Annotated in this window: 13 protein-coding genes; 7 read left to right on the top strand and 6 right to left on the bottom strand. The window is 62.1% G+C overall.

Features of this window, described 5'->3' with window-relative positions:
- Window positions 1-166: 166 nt before the first annotated feature.
- The 7 genes from BUC24_RS00660 to BUC24_RS00630 all read left to right on the top strand — a co-directional run bounded on the left by BUC24_RS00660 (window position 167) and on the right by BUC24_RS00630 (window position 7,993).
- The gene (locus tag BUC24_RS00660; RefSeq protein ID WP_073212171.1) at window positions 167-1,045 is read left to right on the top strand and encodes a CorC family transporter; all 879 of its coding nucleotides are present in this window, start codon (window positions 167-169) and stop codon (window positions 1,043-1,045) included.
- Window positions 1,045-2,601, top strand: coding sequence for an apolipoprotein N-acyltransferase (lnt, locus tag BUC24_RS00655; RefSeq protein ID WP_073212170.1), 1,557 nt, complete (start codon window positions 1,045-1,047; stop codon window positions 2,599-2,601). Before BUC24_RS00660 ends, lnt begins: the two co-directional genes overlap by 1 nt.
- 105 nt (window positions 2,602-2,706) lie before the next feature.
- Complete coding sequence (gene glyQ, locus BUC24_RS00650; RefSeq protein WP_073212169.1) at window positions 2,707-3,615, top strand: glycine--tRNA ligase subunit alpha; 909 nt, start codon at window positions 2,707-2,709, stop codon at window positions 3,613-3,615.
- Between the two features lie 16 nt (window positions 3,616-3,631).
- Window positions 3,632-5,719 (top strand): glycine--tRNA ligase subunit beta, encoded by a 2,088-nt coding sequence (gene glyS, locus BUC24_RS00645; RefSeq protein ID WP_073212168.1) that lies wholly within the window; start codon window positions 3,632-3,634, stop codon window positions 5,717-5,719.
- 13 nt (window positions 5,720-5,732) lie between these two features.
- Window positions 5,733-6,290 (top strand): D-glycero-beta-D-manno-heptose 1,7-bisphosphate 7-phosphatase, encoded by a 558-nt coding sequence (gene gmhB, locus BUC24_RS00640; protein WP_073212167.1) that lies wholly within the window; start codon window positions 5,733-5,735, stop codon window positions 6,288-6,290.
- A gap of 21 nt (window positions 6,291-6,311) precedes the next feature.
- A complete protein-coding gene (locus BUC24_RS00635) occupies window positions 6,312-7,052 on the top strand; it encodes a lysophospholipid acyltransferase family protein (protein ID WP_073212166.1) in 741 nt (246 codons plus the stop codon).
- A 14-nt stretch (window positions 7,053-7,066) separates the two neighbouring features.
- Complete coding sequence (locus BUC24_RS00630; RefSeq protein ID WP_073214566.1) at window positions 7,067-7,993, top strand: M48 family metallopeptidase; 927 nt, start codon at window positions 7,067-7,069, stop codon at window positions 7,991-7,993.
- Window positions 7,994-8,353: 360 nt separating this feature from the next.
- Here the strand turns inward: BUC24_RS00630 and BUC24_RS00625 are convergent, their stop codons facing one another.
- The 6 genes from BUC24_RS00625 to BUC24_RS00600 form a co-directional block, all read right to left on the bottom strand.
- Window positions 8,354-8,884 (bottom strand): YcxB family protein, encoded by a 531-nt coding sequence (locus BUC24_RS00625; protein ID WP_073212165.1) that lies wholly within the window; start codon window positions 8,882-8,884, stop codon window positions 8,354-8,356.
- Between the two features lie 38 nt (window positions 8,885-8,922).
- The gene (waaA, locus tag BUC24_RS00620) at window positions 8,923-10,188 is read right to left on the bottom strand and encodes a lipid IV(A) 3-deoxy-D-manno-octulosonic acid transferase (RefSeq protein ID WP_073212164.1); all 1,266 of its coding nucleotides are present in this window, start codon (window positions 10,186-10,188) and stop codon (window positions 8,923-8,925) included.
- Window positions 10,188-11,168 carry a lipopolysaccharide heptosyltransferase I gene (gene waaC / locus BUC24_RS00615; protein WP_073214563.1) on the bottom strand — a complete coding sequence of 327 codons (981 nt, stop codon included), beginning with the start codon at window positions 11,166-11,168 and terminating at the stop codon, window positions 10,188-10,190. The genes waaA and waaC overlap by 1 nt, the downstream gene beginning before the upstream one ends.
- A gap of 19 nt (window positions 11,169-11,187) precedes the next feature.
- Window positions 11,188-12,570, bottom strand: a complete 1,383-nt coding sequence (locus BUC24_RS00610; RefSeq protein ID WP_073212163.1) for a phosphomannomutase/phosphoglucomutase — start codon at window positions 12,568-12,570, stop codon at window positions 11,188-11,190.
- A 199-nt stretch (window positions 12,571-12,769) separates the two neighbouring features.
- Entirely contained in the window at window positions 12,770-13,078 is a 309-nt protein-coding gene (locus BUC24_RS00605; RefSeq protein ID WP_073212162.1) for an H-NS histone family protein, read from the bottom strand.
- Window positions 13,079-13,149: 71 nt separating this feature from the next.
- Window positions 13,150-14,253, bottom strand: coding sequence for an MraY family glycosyltransferase (locus BUC24_RS00600; RefSeq protein ID WP_073212161.1), 1,104 nt, complete (start codon window positions 14,251-14,253; stop codon window positions 13,150-13,152).
- Between the last annotated feature and the right edge of the window lie 22 nt (window positions 14,254-14,275).

The following is a 14,275-nucleotide window of genomic DNA, read 5'->3' as shown; positions in this document are numbered from 1 at the left end:
GTCACGAAGACGACGGCGGTGATACAAATATAAAACGGCGACTGCCCGCGCGGCGCACCTAAGCCACCCGGAAATCTTGTCAATACAATGGCAAATTCGCTTAAAAAACAGGCAACTTGGCTTTTGGTGTATCCTACGCCTATTGCAACAACGGCTCACGCCAACTATGCCAGAGCACTCTTATGACGTCCGCACGGACGCCAAAACCCACCGGTCACTGTTTGAACGCCTGACCGCACTGATCTCCCCCGAGCCCGAAAACCGCGCAGAGCTGCTCGAAGTTCTGCACGACGCCCACGAACGCAACCTGATCGACGCCGATGCGCTGTCCATGATCGAAGGCGTGTTCCAGGTATCGGACCTGTCCGCCCGCGACATCATGGTGCCGCGCTCGCAGATGGACGTGATCGACATTTCCAAGCCTATCGAAGAATGGATGCCCCAGGTGCTGGAAACAGCCCACTCGCGCTTCCCTGCCATCGAAGGCGAACGTGACCGCGTGGTCGGCATCCTGCTGGCCAAGGATTTACTGCGATACTACGCCGAAGAATCATTTGATGTGCGCGACATGCTGCGCCCGGCCATTTTCATCCCTGAATCGAAGCGCTTGAACGTGCTGTTGCGCGACTTCCGCGCCAACCACAACCACATGGCCATCGTGGTGGACGAGTACAGCGGCGTGGCCGGCCTGATCACCATCGAAGACGTGCTCGAGCAGATCGTGGGCGACATCGAAGACGAATACGATTTCGACGAAGAGGAAGACAACATCCTCTCCATCAAAGAAGGCCAGCTCGGTCCACGCTGGCGCATCAAGGCACTGACCGAAATCGCCCAGTTCAACGAGGAAGTCGGCGCCGACCTGCCCGAAGACGACGTTGACACCATCGGCGGCCTGGTCGCCAACCACCTGGGCCGCATGCCGCACAAGGGCGACGTGTTCGACCTGAACAACCTGCGTTTCGAGGTGCTGCGCGCCGACGCCCGCCAGGTGCATGTGCTGCTGGTGGAAAAACTGCCCCTGCCTGAAGACGAACGCGACTGATGCTGCGTCGCCGCACCACCCCTGCGCCGGGCGGCACGCCCGCGCCGCGCACCACTGCCCTGCCCATGCTGTTTGCCGCCCTCGCGGGCGCAGCCAGCGTGTTTTCGTTCGCGCCCTTCGGCTGGTGGCCCGTGCAGATCCTGTCGCTGGCCTTCCTGTTCTACCAGGTCGGCATGGATACGCGGGTGCGCCGCAGTTCGCTGATTGGCTGGGCCTTCGGCTTTGGCTGGTCGGTGGCCGGCATGCACTGGCTGTACATCACCATGAACCGCTTCGGCCACATCCCTGGTCCGATGGCGGTTGCGGCTGTATGCCTGCTGGGCGCCTACATGGGCTTGTTCGGCGCGCTCGCCGCCGGCGTGGCCACCTGGCTGCGGCGCCGACTGACCCTGCCAGTCACCAGTTTCCTGCTGCTGGTGTTGCCATTCTGCTGGGGCTTGTCGGAATGGATGCGCGGCTGGGTGATGACTGGTTTCCCATGGGTTGCGTCGGGCTATGCTCACAACAACAGTCCGCTGGGCGGCTTTGCACCCCTGATTGGCGCCTACGGCATTGGCGTGCTGGCCGCGCTGTGCGGCAGCTGCGTGGTCATGTTCACGCAGCGCAAGCGCGTGCTGGGCGGCGCCGTGCTGGGCACCACCCTGGCGCTGGGCTTCGCGCTGACCTTCGTCAACTGGACGTCACCCCAAGGCCAGCCAATTACCGTGCGCCTGCTGCAAGGGAACATTCCGCAGCAAGAAAAATTTGACCCTGCAAACTTTGCCCGCACGCTCGATCTGTACCACAAGATGACCACGGCAGAGCCGGCCGACCTGATTGCCCTGCCCGAGACCGCCATTCCCCGCTTGCCGCACAACCTGCCACCGGACTACATCGAATCGCTGCAGTTGTTCGCCAAGGGCAGCAACAGCCATCTTCTGTTTGGCATTCCCCTCTCGGACGGTCCGGGCAAGTATGCCAACAGCGTGATCGGCTTTGCGCCCACGGGCCAGTTATACCGCTTTGACAAGCAGCACCTGGTGCCGTTCGGCGAATTTGTGCCGACCGGTTTCCGCTGGTTTGTCGACATGATGCAAATTCCGCTGGGCGACATGTCGCGCGGCGCTGAAGTCCAGGCCCCGTTTGCGGTCAAGGACCAGCTGGTGCTACCTAATATTTGCTACGAAGACGTGTTCGGCGAGGAAATCGCACTGCAATTACGCAGCGCGCCGCGGCCCGCGACCATGCTGCTCAATGTGTCCAATCTGGCCTGGTTCGGCGAATCGGTGGCCATTCCGCAGCATGTGCAAATGTCGCAGATGCGCTCGATGGAAACCGGTCGCCCGATGCTGCGCTCGACCAACAGCGGCGCCACCGTGGTGATCGACAGCCACGGCAAGATCGCCAGTGCCCTGCCCAACTACACCCAGGGCACGCTGGCAGCGACCGTGCAAGGCATGGGCGGCATGACGCCGTTCATCCGCTTTGGCAACTACACGATGCTGCTGCTGGCCGCGCTGGCCCTGGCGGCGGCCTGGATTTCCGGCCGCAGATACGAAAAAAGCCGGCAAAAGTGACTTAGTTGTCACGGCCAGGCCCAGTCTGGCTGCAAAACCCGCTAAAATTGGTCGTTTTAGCAAACTCACTTCGTTCGCGCGCCCGGCGCGCGGCAGCTACCCAAGATGCTCACATTCCAACAAATCATTCTGACCTTGCAATCCTACTGGGACAAGCAGGGCTGCGCCCTGCTCCAGCCGTACGACATGGAAGTTGGCGCCGGCACTTTCCACACCGGCACCTTCCTGCGCGCCATCGGCCCGGAACCCTGGCGCGCCGCCTACGTGCAGCCATCGCGCCGCCCGAAGGATGGCCGCTATGGCGAGAATCCGAACCGCCTGCAGCACTACTACCAGTATCAGGTGGTGCTCAAGCCGGCGCCGGAAAACATTCTCGACCTGTACCTCGGTTCGCTCGCGGCCCTGGGTCTGGATCTGCAAAAGAATGATGTGCGCTTTGTCGAAGACGACTGGGAAAGCCCGACCCTGGGCGCCTGGGGCCTGGGTTGGGAAGTCTGGCTCAACGGCATGGAAGTGACGCAGTTCACCTACTTCCAGCAAGTGGGCGGCCTCGATTGCAAGCCGGTGCTGGGTGAAATCACCTACGGTATCGAGCGCCTGGCCATGTACCTGCAGGGCGTGGAAAACGTGTACGACCTGGTCTGGACCGAGTGGCAAGAAAATGGCGAGACCAAGCGCCTGTCGTATGGCGACGTGTACCACCAGAACGAAGTTGAGCAGTCGACCTACAACTTCGAACACGCCAACACCGACCTGCTGTTCGCGCAATTTGCCAACCATGAATCGGAAGCGAAGCGCCTGATCGAGTTGCAGCTCACGCTGCCGGCCTACGAACAGATCATGAAAGCGTCGCACAGCTTTAACATGCTCGACGCCCGCGGCGCCATTTCCGTGACCGAGCGCGCTGCCTACATCGGCCGCGTGCGCACGCTCTCGCGCCTGGTCGCGCAAGCGTATTACGATTCGCGCGAAAAACTGGGCTTCCCGATGGCCCCCAAGACTGCCGTCGCCTGATAGAACGAACAAGAACATGAACCAAACACTACTCGTCGAACTGCTGACCGAAGAATTGCCGCCAAAGGCACTGGTCAAACTGGGCGCGGCTTTTGCCGCCGGCATCGTCAATGGCTTGAAAACACGCGATCTGCTCGAAGCGGACAGCGTTGCCACCACTTACGCCACGCCGCGCCGCCTGGCCGTGTCCATCACGCGCGTGCGCGCCGTCTCGCCTGACAAATCGGTGCGTGAAAAAGTGCTGCCCGTGAGCGTGGCGCTGGACGCCGATGGCAAGGCCACCGCGCCGCTGGCCAAGAAACTGGCCGCCATGGGCATTGCCGACATCGACGTGGCCGCGCTCGAACGCGCCGCCGACGGCAAGGCCGATAGCCTGTTCTACACCCGTAACGTGGCTGGCAGCACGCTGCAGGCGGGCCTGCAGCTGGCACTGGAAGAGTCCAGCGCCAAGCTGCCGATTCCAAAATTGATGAGCTACCAGCGTCCGGACGGCACCACCGTGCAATTCGTACGCCCGGCGCACCGCCTGATCGCGCTGCACGGCGAGCAGATCGTGCCACTGACGCTGCTGGGCCTTACGGCCGGAAAGCAGACCCTGGGCCATCGCTTCCTCACCAAAGGTGACGCGCTGACCGTGCCGCACGCCGAGCATTACGCAGCCACGCTGGAAACCGAAGGCAAGGTCATTGCGAGCATCGAGGCGCGGAAGGAAAACATCCGCAGCGCGCTGCTGGCCAAGGCCGGTGCCGACAAGGTTCTGATGCCGGAGGCGTTGCTTGACGAGGTGACCGCGCTGGTCGAGTGGCCCGTCGTGTACGAGTGCCACTTCGAAGAAGAATTCCTGGCCGTGCCGCAGGAATGCCTGATTCTGACCATGCAGACCAATCAAAAGTATTTCGCCCTGACGGATGCGAATGGCAAGCTGCGTTCGCGATTCCTGATCGTCTCGAACATCGCCACCGATGACCCGAGCGCCATCATTGGCGGTAATGAGCGCGTGGTGCGTCCGCGCCTGTCGGATGCGAAGTTCTTCTTCGAGCAGGATAAAAAGAAGTCGCTGGAATCGCGCCTGCCGCTGCTGGAAAACGTCGTTTATCACAACAAGCTGGGCACCCAGGCTGCACGTTCCAAGCGCGTGGTGTCCCTGGCGCGCGACATCGCTACCGAACTCGGTTTCGATGCCGCCCTGGCCGAACGCGGCGCTCTGCTCTCCAAGGCCGATCTGCTGACCGACATGGTGGGCGAATTCCCTGAGCTGCAAGGCATCATGGGCACCTACTATGCACGCCACGACGGCGAGCAGGATGAAGTAGCGCTCACCGCCACTGAACATTACCAGCCGCGCTTTGCCGGCGACGCCCTGCCCTCCACCAGCACCGGTACTGTGGTGGCACTGGCCGACAAGCTCGAAACACTGGTTGGCATCTGGGGCATCGGCCTGCAGCCAACGGGCGAGAAAGATCCGTTCGCACTGCGCCGCCACGCCCTGGGCGTACTGCGCATGCTGGTCGAAAAGCGCATCGATGTCTCGCTGACCCAATTGCTCGCATTGGCAGGCAAGAATTTCACCGGCATCGCCGGCTTCACCGATCCGGTCAAGGACGTGCGCGCCTTCATGGTCGACCGCCTGCGCGGCATCCTGCGTGAGCGCGGTTTCACGCCCAATGAAGTCGAAGCCGTACTGGTTGATGATCTGGACCGTCTGCACGACATCGTTGAACGCCTGGACGCTGTGCAAGCCTTTGCGGCGCTGCCAGAAAGCGCCTCGCTGGCTGCGGCCAACAAGCGCATCACCAACATCCTGAAAAAGACCGATGTCGCCATTGGCGACGTGTCGGAGGCACTGCTGCAGGAAGACGCCGAAAAGGCCCTGTTTGCATCCGTGCAGCGGGTACGCCCGCAAGTGGACGCCGCCTTTGCCGCGCGCGACTTCACAGGCACGCTCAAAACCCTGGCCCAGCTGCGCGACGACGTCGACGCCTTCTTCAACGGCGTGATGGTCATGGCCGAAGATGTCGCGCTGCGCAACAACCGCCTGGCACTGCTGTCTTCCCTGCACGCGATGATGAACCGCGTCGCCGACATCTCCAAGCTCGCGGCATAAAGGACAGCAGCGCATGAAGATGATCATTCTCGACCGCGACGGCGTTATCAATCACGATTCGCCCGACTTCATCAAGTCGCCGGCCGAATGGATTCCGATTCCCGGTTCGCTGGAAGCAATCGCGCGCCTGAACCAGGCCGGCTACCGGGTCGTGATCGCCTCGAACCAGTCGGGCATTGCGCGCGAGCTGTTCGACATGAGCACCCTGAACGCCATTCACCAGAAGCTGCACGCCAGCGCGCAGCAGGTGGGTGCGACCATCGACGCCATCTTCTTCTGCCCGCACGCGGCCATCGACAATTGCGACTGCCGCAAACCAAAGCCGGGGATGTTCGAGGAAATCGGCAAGCGCTTCAAGGTCAGTCTGAAGGGAGTGCCGACGGTAGGCGACTCCCTGCGCGACCTGCAGGCGGGCTTCATCAGCGGCTGCGTGCCCTATCTGGTTTTGACCGGCAAGGGGGAAAAGACGCGCGACACCGGCGGCCTGCCACCCGGGACCGAAGTGTTCCCCGACCTGGCCGCCATGGTCAATGCCCTGCTCAGGGGGGCGAGCGCCCCCGTTTCCGCCTGACCCGCACTCCGGAGATCCTACTTGCGTAACTTTATCCTCTTCCTGCGCTCCCTGACCTTCATGCTGGTGATGGTGGTTGCCACCATCATCTGGGCCTCGCTGTGCTTCTTTGCCGCACCGCTCCCGTACAACAAGCGCTTCTGGTTCACCTCGCGCTGGAACGTCTTCATCATCTGGTGCCTGAAGGTCATCTGCGGGATCCGCTACCAGTTCAAGGGCCGTGAAAACCTGCCTGACGCGCCGGCCATCGTGCTGTCGAAGCACCAGTCGGCATGGGAGACCATCTTCCTGCTGCCCAATCTGACGCGCCCCCTGGTCTACGTCTTCAAGAAGGAAATTCTGTACATTCCCTTCTTCGGCTGGGCCATGTATTTGCTGCGCATGATCCCGATTGACCGCAGCCAGGGCAAGAACGCCTTCAAGCATGTGGTCGAACACGGCAAACGCCGACTCGCGGACGGACAATGGATTATCATGTTTCCTGAAGGGACGCGCATCCCCGTTGGCGAAAAGGGCAAATACAAAAGTGGCGGTACCCGCCTGGCGGTGGAAACCAACACGGTTGTCATACCAATCGCGCATAATTCGGGTGAGTGCTGGCCAAAGAATTCCTTCTTAAAGCGCCCAGGCGTGATCACCGTCTCGATCGGCAAGCCGATTGCGCCGGATGGCCATACCGCTGACAGCATGATGCAAGAGGTAGAAAATTGGATAGAGTCAGAAATGCGCGTCATTTCGCCCCACGTCTACAGCGCTGGCTGAGCGAGGTTGGGGCACTGATCCGGGCGTCCGCCCCGCATGAAGCGGGCGCGCCCAAAAAGCTCGACGGGCAGCAGCTCGAACTATTCGCCCAGGACTTCTTCGCTGCAGTGGAGCCGGCCGCCAGGCCGGCGCCGACCCAGCCTCTGTTCAAGGCGCCGCCGGCGCCACCCCACATTGTTTTGCCAAGCCCGCCGCGCCGGCCTGACGCGCCGCCCCTGCGCCGTATCCAGCTTGGCCCCCACAGTCTCGAATTTGAATTGCGCCGCTCGACCCGGCGCTCGATCGGCTTCATGATCGACGATAACGGCCTGCGCGTTACCGCGCCCAAGCGCATCACGCTGGCAGAAATCGACAATGCCATCCGTGCCAAGCAGCGCTGGATTCTGACCAAACTGGGCGAACGCGGCGAGCGCCGTGCCCAGCGCCAGGAAGCGCCGCCCTTCGAATGGGTCGATGGCGCCCAATTGCCCTACCTGGGCGCCCACGTCACCCTGCGCCTGCACGAGGCAAGCCGCAGCAGTTGCGTGTTCGATGCCGAAGCGCAGGTGCTCAATGTGGGCGTCGTACCTGGCCTGGCCGAATGGCAGTTGCGCGAGCGCGTGCGGCTGTGGTTCTGCGAACAGGCCACGCGCGTGTTTGCGGAGCGGCTCGATGTCTATGCGCCGCGCCTGGGCGTGGAATATGCGTCGCTGGCGCTGTCATCGGCCGGCACGCGCTGGGGTTCGTGCACGGTGGAAGGCAACATCCGTCTCAACTGGCGGCTGATTCATTTTTCGCTGCCGCTGATCGATTATGTGGTCGCGCACGAACTGGCGCATTTGCTGGAGATGAATCATAGCCCGGCGTTCTGGGCGACGGTGGAATCGGTGTACCCGGATTATGACGGGGCCAAGGAGGGCTTGCGCAAGCGCTCGCAGGAGCTGCCCGTGCTGTTCCCATAACATCGCCCTGCGAAGGCGGGGGCCCATGCCACCTATCCGAATTCGCTGAGGTGGCATGGGTCCCCGCCTGCGCGAGGACGATGTTAGGGTGCCGCTGGCGCCCCTGAGTCACGAAATCCAGAGTCGCATTACATCGCCCTCGCGAAGGCGGGGGCCTATAGCATGCTGACCAACTTCGGAGGCGTGGCATGGGTCCCCGCCTTCGCGAGGACGATGTTAGGGTGCCGCTGGCGCCCCTGGGTCACGAAATGCAGAGTTCGTCCACATCGCCCTCGCGAAGGCGGGCTCGCATGCGAGCCCCTATTCCACCTATTCGAATTCGCTAAGGTGGTATGGGTCCCCGCCTTCGCGAGGACGATGTTAGTGGTGGGCGGCTTTTACACCGGCGGCGTAAGCATCCATGGAACGGCTTTGCGCGCCATTCAGGCAACGGAAGGGAATCGGCAGCGTGCCGCGCTTGAGCACCACGATGTAACCGCAGCTGTAGCGGCGAATGGCACTCACATCGGACCAGGGCACCAAAGTCACACCGGTGCCGCACACGCGGATGATGCCGTGATCGTCGACACTGAACTCGTACACCCGGCTGGCGCGCCCCTGCGCCACGAAATGCAGGGCAGCAGCGGCCGTGCTGCGCACCAGCAGCCAGCCACCGGTAAAGCGCCCCACACGGCGGCGCCGTATCAGAAAACCACCATGCTGCCACATGAAGCTGACGTATTCAGGCAGGGCGTAGCGCACGCTGAAATGCAGTTCGCCGGGCGCCAGCAGGGGCGCTGCACCGGCTTCGCCACGCAAGGTCACGGGAACAGGGGAAACGGTCTCGCGCCGAAGAGGGCCGCCCACAGGCGGTGCGCTGTCAAGCTGTGAACGATGATTGAACCACGACATGACGATCCCCGGCTTTTATTGTGGAGACATGTTACCAGTCACTTGTCAATCATGTGTCGCAGCAAACCAACTGTGCGCGCTGTCGCGCCCCGATGATGATTGGCAAACGCCAGGGCGGCCTCCCCCATGCGGGTCCGGGTGTCGTCATTGCCAAACAGTTCTCCGGCTTTTGCCACCATCTCTATCGCATTGGCCACGCAGATGGCGCCGCCGGCGGCAATCGCCTCCTCGCTCACCAAGGCAAAATTAAAGGTGTGGGGCCCGGTCAGCACCGGCTTGCCCAGGGCACAGGCTTCGATCAGGTTCTGGCCGCCCAGTGGCAGCAGGCTGCCGCCGATGAAGGCGAGCTCGCAACTTGCGTAATAGGCAAACATTTCGCCCATCGAGTCGCCCAGCAGGACGCGGCTGACAACGGCCGTGTCGCCCAGGGCGGAGCGGCGCTGCAGCGACAGGCCGCGGGTGCTGGCCATGGCGGCCACCTCGTCAAAGCGCTGGGGATGACGCGGCACCAGCAGCAGCAGCGGATTGCCCGGCAGCGCAGCGCTTTTCCAGGCGTCGAGAATCAAGGCTTCTTCGCCTTCGCGGGTGCTGGCACACAGCAGCACCTGGCGCGCCCCGATGCGTTCGCGCAGCCAGGCGCCGGTGGCCAGCGCTGCGGGCGGCACCACCACGTCGAACTTGATCGAGCCGGTGACCGCAACTTGCGGCGCGCCCAGCGAGCGCACGCGCTCGGCATCGGCGTCGGTCTGCGCCGCCACCAGCGCCAGCGCGCGGGCGGCATCGGTCATCAGAGCGCCAAAGCGCTGGCCGCGCCGCAGCGAGCGCGCCGACAGGCGGGCGTTGACCAGCGCCACCGGCACTTGGCTGCCGCAAACGGCAATCAGGTTCGGCCAGACCTCGGTCTCCATCAGGATGCAGATGCGCGGCGCGAAGTGCCCGATGAAGCGCTGGATCAAGAACGGAATATCGTAGGGCAGGTAGGACTGCAACAGGCGTTCGCCATGCTTGGCAAACAAAGCCTGTCCGGTCGCGCGCCCGGTGGGCGTCATGTGAGTGAGCACGATGCGGCAGTTCGGGTATGCCTGCATCAGGGCGTCGACCAGGGGTTCGGCGGCGCGGGTTTCGCCCACGGACACGGCATGCACCCACAGCGTCAGCGGCGCAGGCGCCCTCTTTTTGCCGTACATGCCAAGCCGCTCGCCCCAATGCTGGCGGTAACCCGGCTCCTTGAAGCCGCGCCACCACAAGCGGCCCAGCACCAGCGGCAGGGCCAGACACCACATCAGGGTATACAAATGGCGCATCAGGCCTGACCCAGCAAGCGCCTGGCTGCGGCAATGACTTCCGGGGCGCCTGGCGGCGCACCTTTGTCGCCCAGGTTAATGATGGAAGGCGACCAGTTGCCTTCCGTCTTCCACTTGGGCGAGTCGCAATACAGTTCGATGGTCGGGCGCACAAATGCCGCAGCAATGTGCGTCAGGCCCGTGTCCACCCCAATGGCCAGCGCCGCATTGCGCGCCAGGCTGACCGCTTCGTCCATGGACAGTTTGGGCAAGACCTGCGCGTTGGGCAGGCTGGCAGCGAGCGTTTCCGCTTCCTGCTTTTCGCCGGGCGAACCCCAGGCCAGCAGCACCGGCATGGGTGCCAGCGCCTGGCCCGTGGCGATCCAGTTGGCGGGCGCCCACTTCTTGGCGTCGCGCGCGGTCCCGTGGAAAAACACCGCGAAAGGCGCGGCCGGCATCCATGCGGGCCGGTTGCTGCTGTCCGGCCCTGGCAGGCCGAAGTCAGGTGCCGTGTCGGCGCTGTAGCCCAGGGCTGCGGCAGCGACCAGGCGCCCGCGCGCGACAGCGTGGGTGCGCGGGTCGAGCGCGATGCTGCGGGTATGGAAAATGCGCGAAATGCCCTCGTAGCCGGAGCCCTCGCTGCCGTTGGCCAGCCCGACCTTGGCGCCGCCGCGCTTGATGCGCGCCGCGCCCATGATGATGCCGGTCTTGAGCAGACCCTGGGTATCGAAGACGTAGTCGTATTCCTGCTCGCGCAAGGTCTTGAAAAACGCCTTGATCTCGGCCCGGGTTTCCTTCTTGCCCAGGCTCTTGCGCCAGCGCCGCAAGCCCCAGGGAATGATGCGGCGCACGTTGGGATTGAGCCGCACCAGGCTGACGTAGCCCTCTTCCACCACCCAGTCGATGTGCGCGTCAGGATGCTGGCGCAGCAGATCGGCCACCATCGGCAAATTGTGCAGCACGTCGCCGAGCGAAGAAACCCGGACCAGGAGGATGTTCAGGCTCAAGGGCGGTCCGTGATCAGAACGGCAGTTCGGCGTCCGGCTTGGCGGCCAGGATCACGCGCTTGAATTCACCCTGAATGCGGGCCAGCGCCTGCGGCGTTTCCGCTTCAAAGCGCATCACCACCACCGGCGTCGTGTTGGAGGAACGGGCCAGGCCGAAGCCGTCGGCGTATTCCACGCGCAGGCCGTCGATATCGATGATGCGTTCAGCGTCGGCAAACTTGGCATTGCTGCGCAAGCTGTCGATCAGGGCCACGTTCTCGCCTTCCTGCAGGTGCAGGTGCAGTTCGGGCGTGCTGTCAGACTGCGGCAGTGCGTTCAGCAGGGCCGACGGATCGGCTTCGCGGGTGAGCAGTTCCAGCAGGCGGGCGCCGGAATACAGGCCATCGTCGAAACCGTACCAGCGGTCCTTGAAGAAGATATGGCCGCTCATTTCGCCGCCCAGTGGCGCGCCCGTTTCGCGCAGTTTGGCTTTGACCAGCGAGTGGCCGGTTTTCCACATCAGGGGGCGACCACCGTGCTTGGCGATGTAAGGGGCCAGGTGGCGCGTGCACTTAACGTCATACAGAATTTCGGCGCCCGGATTGCGCGACAGGACGTCAGCGGCAAACAGCATCATCTGGCGGTCCGGGTAAATAATCTGGCCATCCTTGGTGACCACGCCCAGGCGGTCGCCATCGCCATCGAAGGCGATGCCGATTTCAGCGTCGGTCTCCTGCAGGCAGCGAATCAGATCCTGCAGGTTTTCCGGGTGGGCCGGATCCGGGTGGTGATTGGGGAAATTGCCATCGACTTCGCAGAACAGTTCAATGACTTCCAGGCCCATGCCGCGATACAGGTCACCAGCAAAGGCGCCAGCGACACCGTTGCCGCAGTCAACTGCAATTTTCATCGGGCGCGCCACCTTGACGTCGCCGATGATGCGCTCGAGGTACTGGGCGCGGATATCGTGGGTGGCGTACGCACCCTGGGTCGCAGCGGGCGCGCCGTCATGGGCGGCGATGTCGCGGTACAGAGCCTGGATGGTTTCGCCGTGAATGGCTTCACCAGCGAGCACCATCTTGAAGCCGTTGTAATCAGGCGGGTTGTGGCTGCCGGTGACCATGATGCCGGACGCGGCGCCCAGCACGTGGGTGCCGTAGTACACCATGGGCGTGGCCACCACGCCCAGGTCGATCACGTCCACGCCAGCAGCTTGCAAGCCTTGCGCCAGCGCGGCGGCCAGTTCCGGACCGGACAGGCGGCCGTCGCGGCCGATGACGACCTTGCGCTCTCCCTTGGCCAGCGCGGCACGGCCAAAGGCCTGGCCAATTTTTTTGGCGACGCTGGCGTCCAGCGTTTTACCAATCACACCGCGAATGTCGTAGGCCTTGAAAATGGTCGGGGAGAGAGCAAGCATGAAATACCTTTGTAGGATCGCGGCGCGCGCCGAGCGCACGCGGTGTTCACCAGCGGTACGTCGCCATGCGTCGGGGAAAATAGGGAAATAACAAATTATAAATACTGAGGGTGATATTGTAGCGGCAAGCGGGGCCCTTTGGGAATTGCGGGCCCGCCGTTCTTGCCGCTACCGTAGCCTGCCAGGCGGCAGGCGCGGCTTACACGCGCAGCTTGTCGATCGATTTGCCGCCGTCGACCCATTCCTTGACCCATTTCGGCTGACGGCCACGGCCAGTCCATTGCTGAGCAGAATTATCAGGATGGCGATAACGAACTGCCACGGTGCCGGTTTTGGCGCGAATGCCATTGCCGATCAGATCCTTGATGGGCACGCCCACGCTTTGCGCAATCGCCAGGATCTGTTCCCGCGCCTTGGCCACTTCGAGGTGCTCACGCTTTTTCATTTCCTGCTTGATTTGGTCTTGCAGGTTCCGCAAATCACCAACGGACATATTCGACAGATCCATCATTGTTCCTTCAGAGTGGTTGAATTCAGCTCGGTGAAAACTCACCAATTGTCGCAATATACTACAAGCGATTATAAACGCCAGTTCTTCTTGCGCAGAATGAGCCAGCGCGGTGACTTAAATCGAACGATACGCGTATATAACCACACATAACTGACTACAAACAATAAACAGAAGAAAATCAGTACGGCTGTATTTTTCCAGAACACCGTGGCGGGAATTACTGCCATCAGCGAGAGCATCCAAAGATAAGGCGATGTTAGCGAATTGCGCCGGATCAGGGCGCGCGCTTCTTTGGCCCCGGCGGTCCATAAGACGATACGGCGGAATATCAGGGTATGCAAATGAATACCGTCCGGCATAACGGGCGATTTCCCCCTGAGGAACATTCGACGATAAGCGGAAAAAACCGTTTCAAACGCTGGATATATTAAAAGCAAAACCGCGTACCAGGTTGACACCTCGCCATTGCGCATGACCAGCAGGACCGCCAGTTCGCCCAGCATGAAGCCGATAAAATAGGCACCGCCATCGCCAAGAAAAATCAGGCCAATCGGGTAGTTCCAGATAAGAAAGCCGGTGATGGCCCCCGCCACCATGAGCGAGCCGCTCAGAATAAAGACATCACCAACCTGCCAGCCGACATAGGCCAGCGACACCAGCATGCAAATGGTGACGACACTGGCCAGACCATTGAAGCCGTCGATAATATTGATGGCCTGTGCAATCCCCGCGACAGCCAGCACTGTAAAAGGCAGGCTGATCCATAAAGCAGGCAATATGACACTGCTATGAGGAAAATCAATTCGTTCAATCCGCGCGTCCAGCAGAAAAAACCCGGCCAGCGCGGCCACCATGGTGAATAACAAGCGCCAACCCGCACCGACGCGGCCGGTATAGTCTTCTGCCAGGCCACCGGCCAATGCACTCGCGCCACATAACAGCAATGCCATTAGCCAGGGCGTGATGGATGGATTGGTCAGTGCGCTGGCAATCGCTGTCACCATCAGGGCAATAAAGATGGGCAAGCCACCGATGCGTGCCACATGATGGTCATGGACTTTCTGCACACCGAGAAAATCGGTATCCAGGGCCGGCGCATGCAAAACGGCGTATTTGATGACCAGCAGCGTCAGCACCGCCGACGCCAAAAAACTGACGAGGAAAGAAAACATTATCTGGACGCGGGTGGAAGCA

Origin of the sequence: Massilia sp. CF038 (genome assembly GCF_900129765.1) — a bacterium.
Classification (GTDB): domain Bacteria; phylum Pseudomonadota; class Gammaproteobacteria; order Burkholderiales; family Burkholderiaceae_D; genus Telluria_A.
Note: the sequence above shows the minus strand (reverse complement) of the source record. Positions and strands in the feature narration are given on the sequence as shown.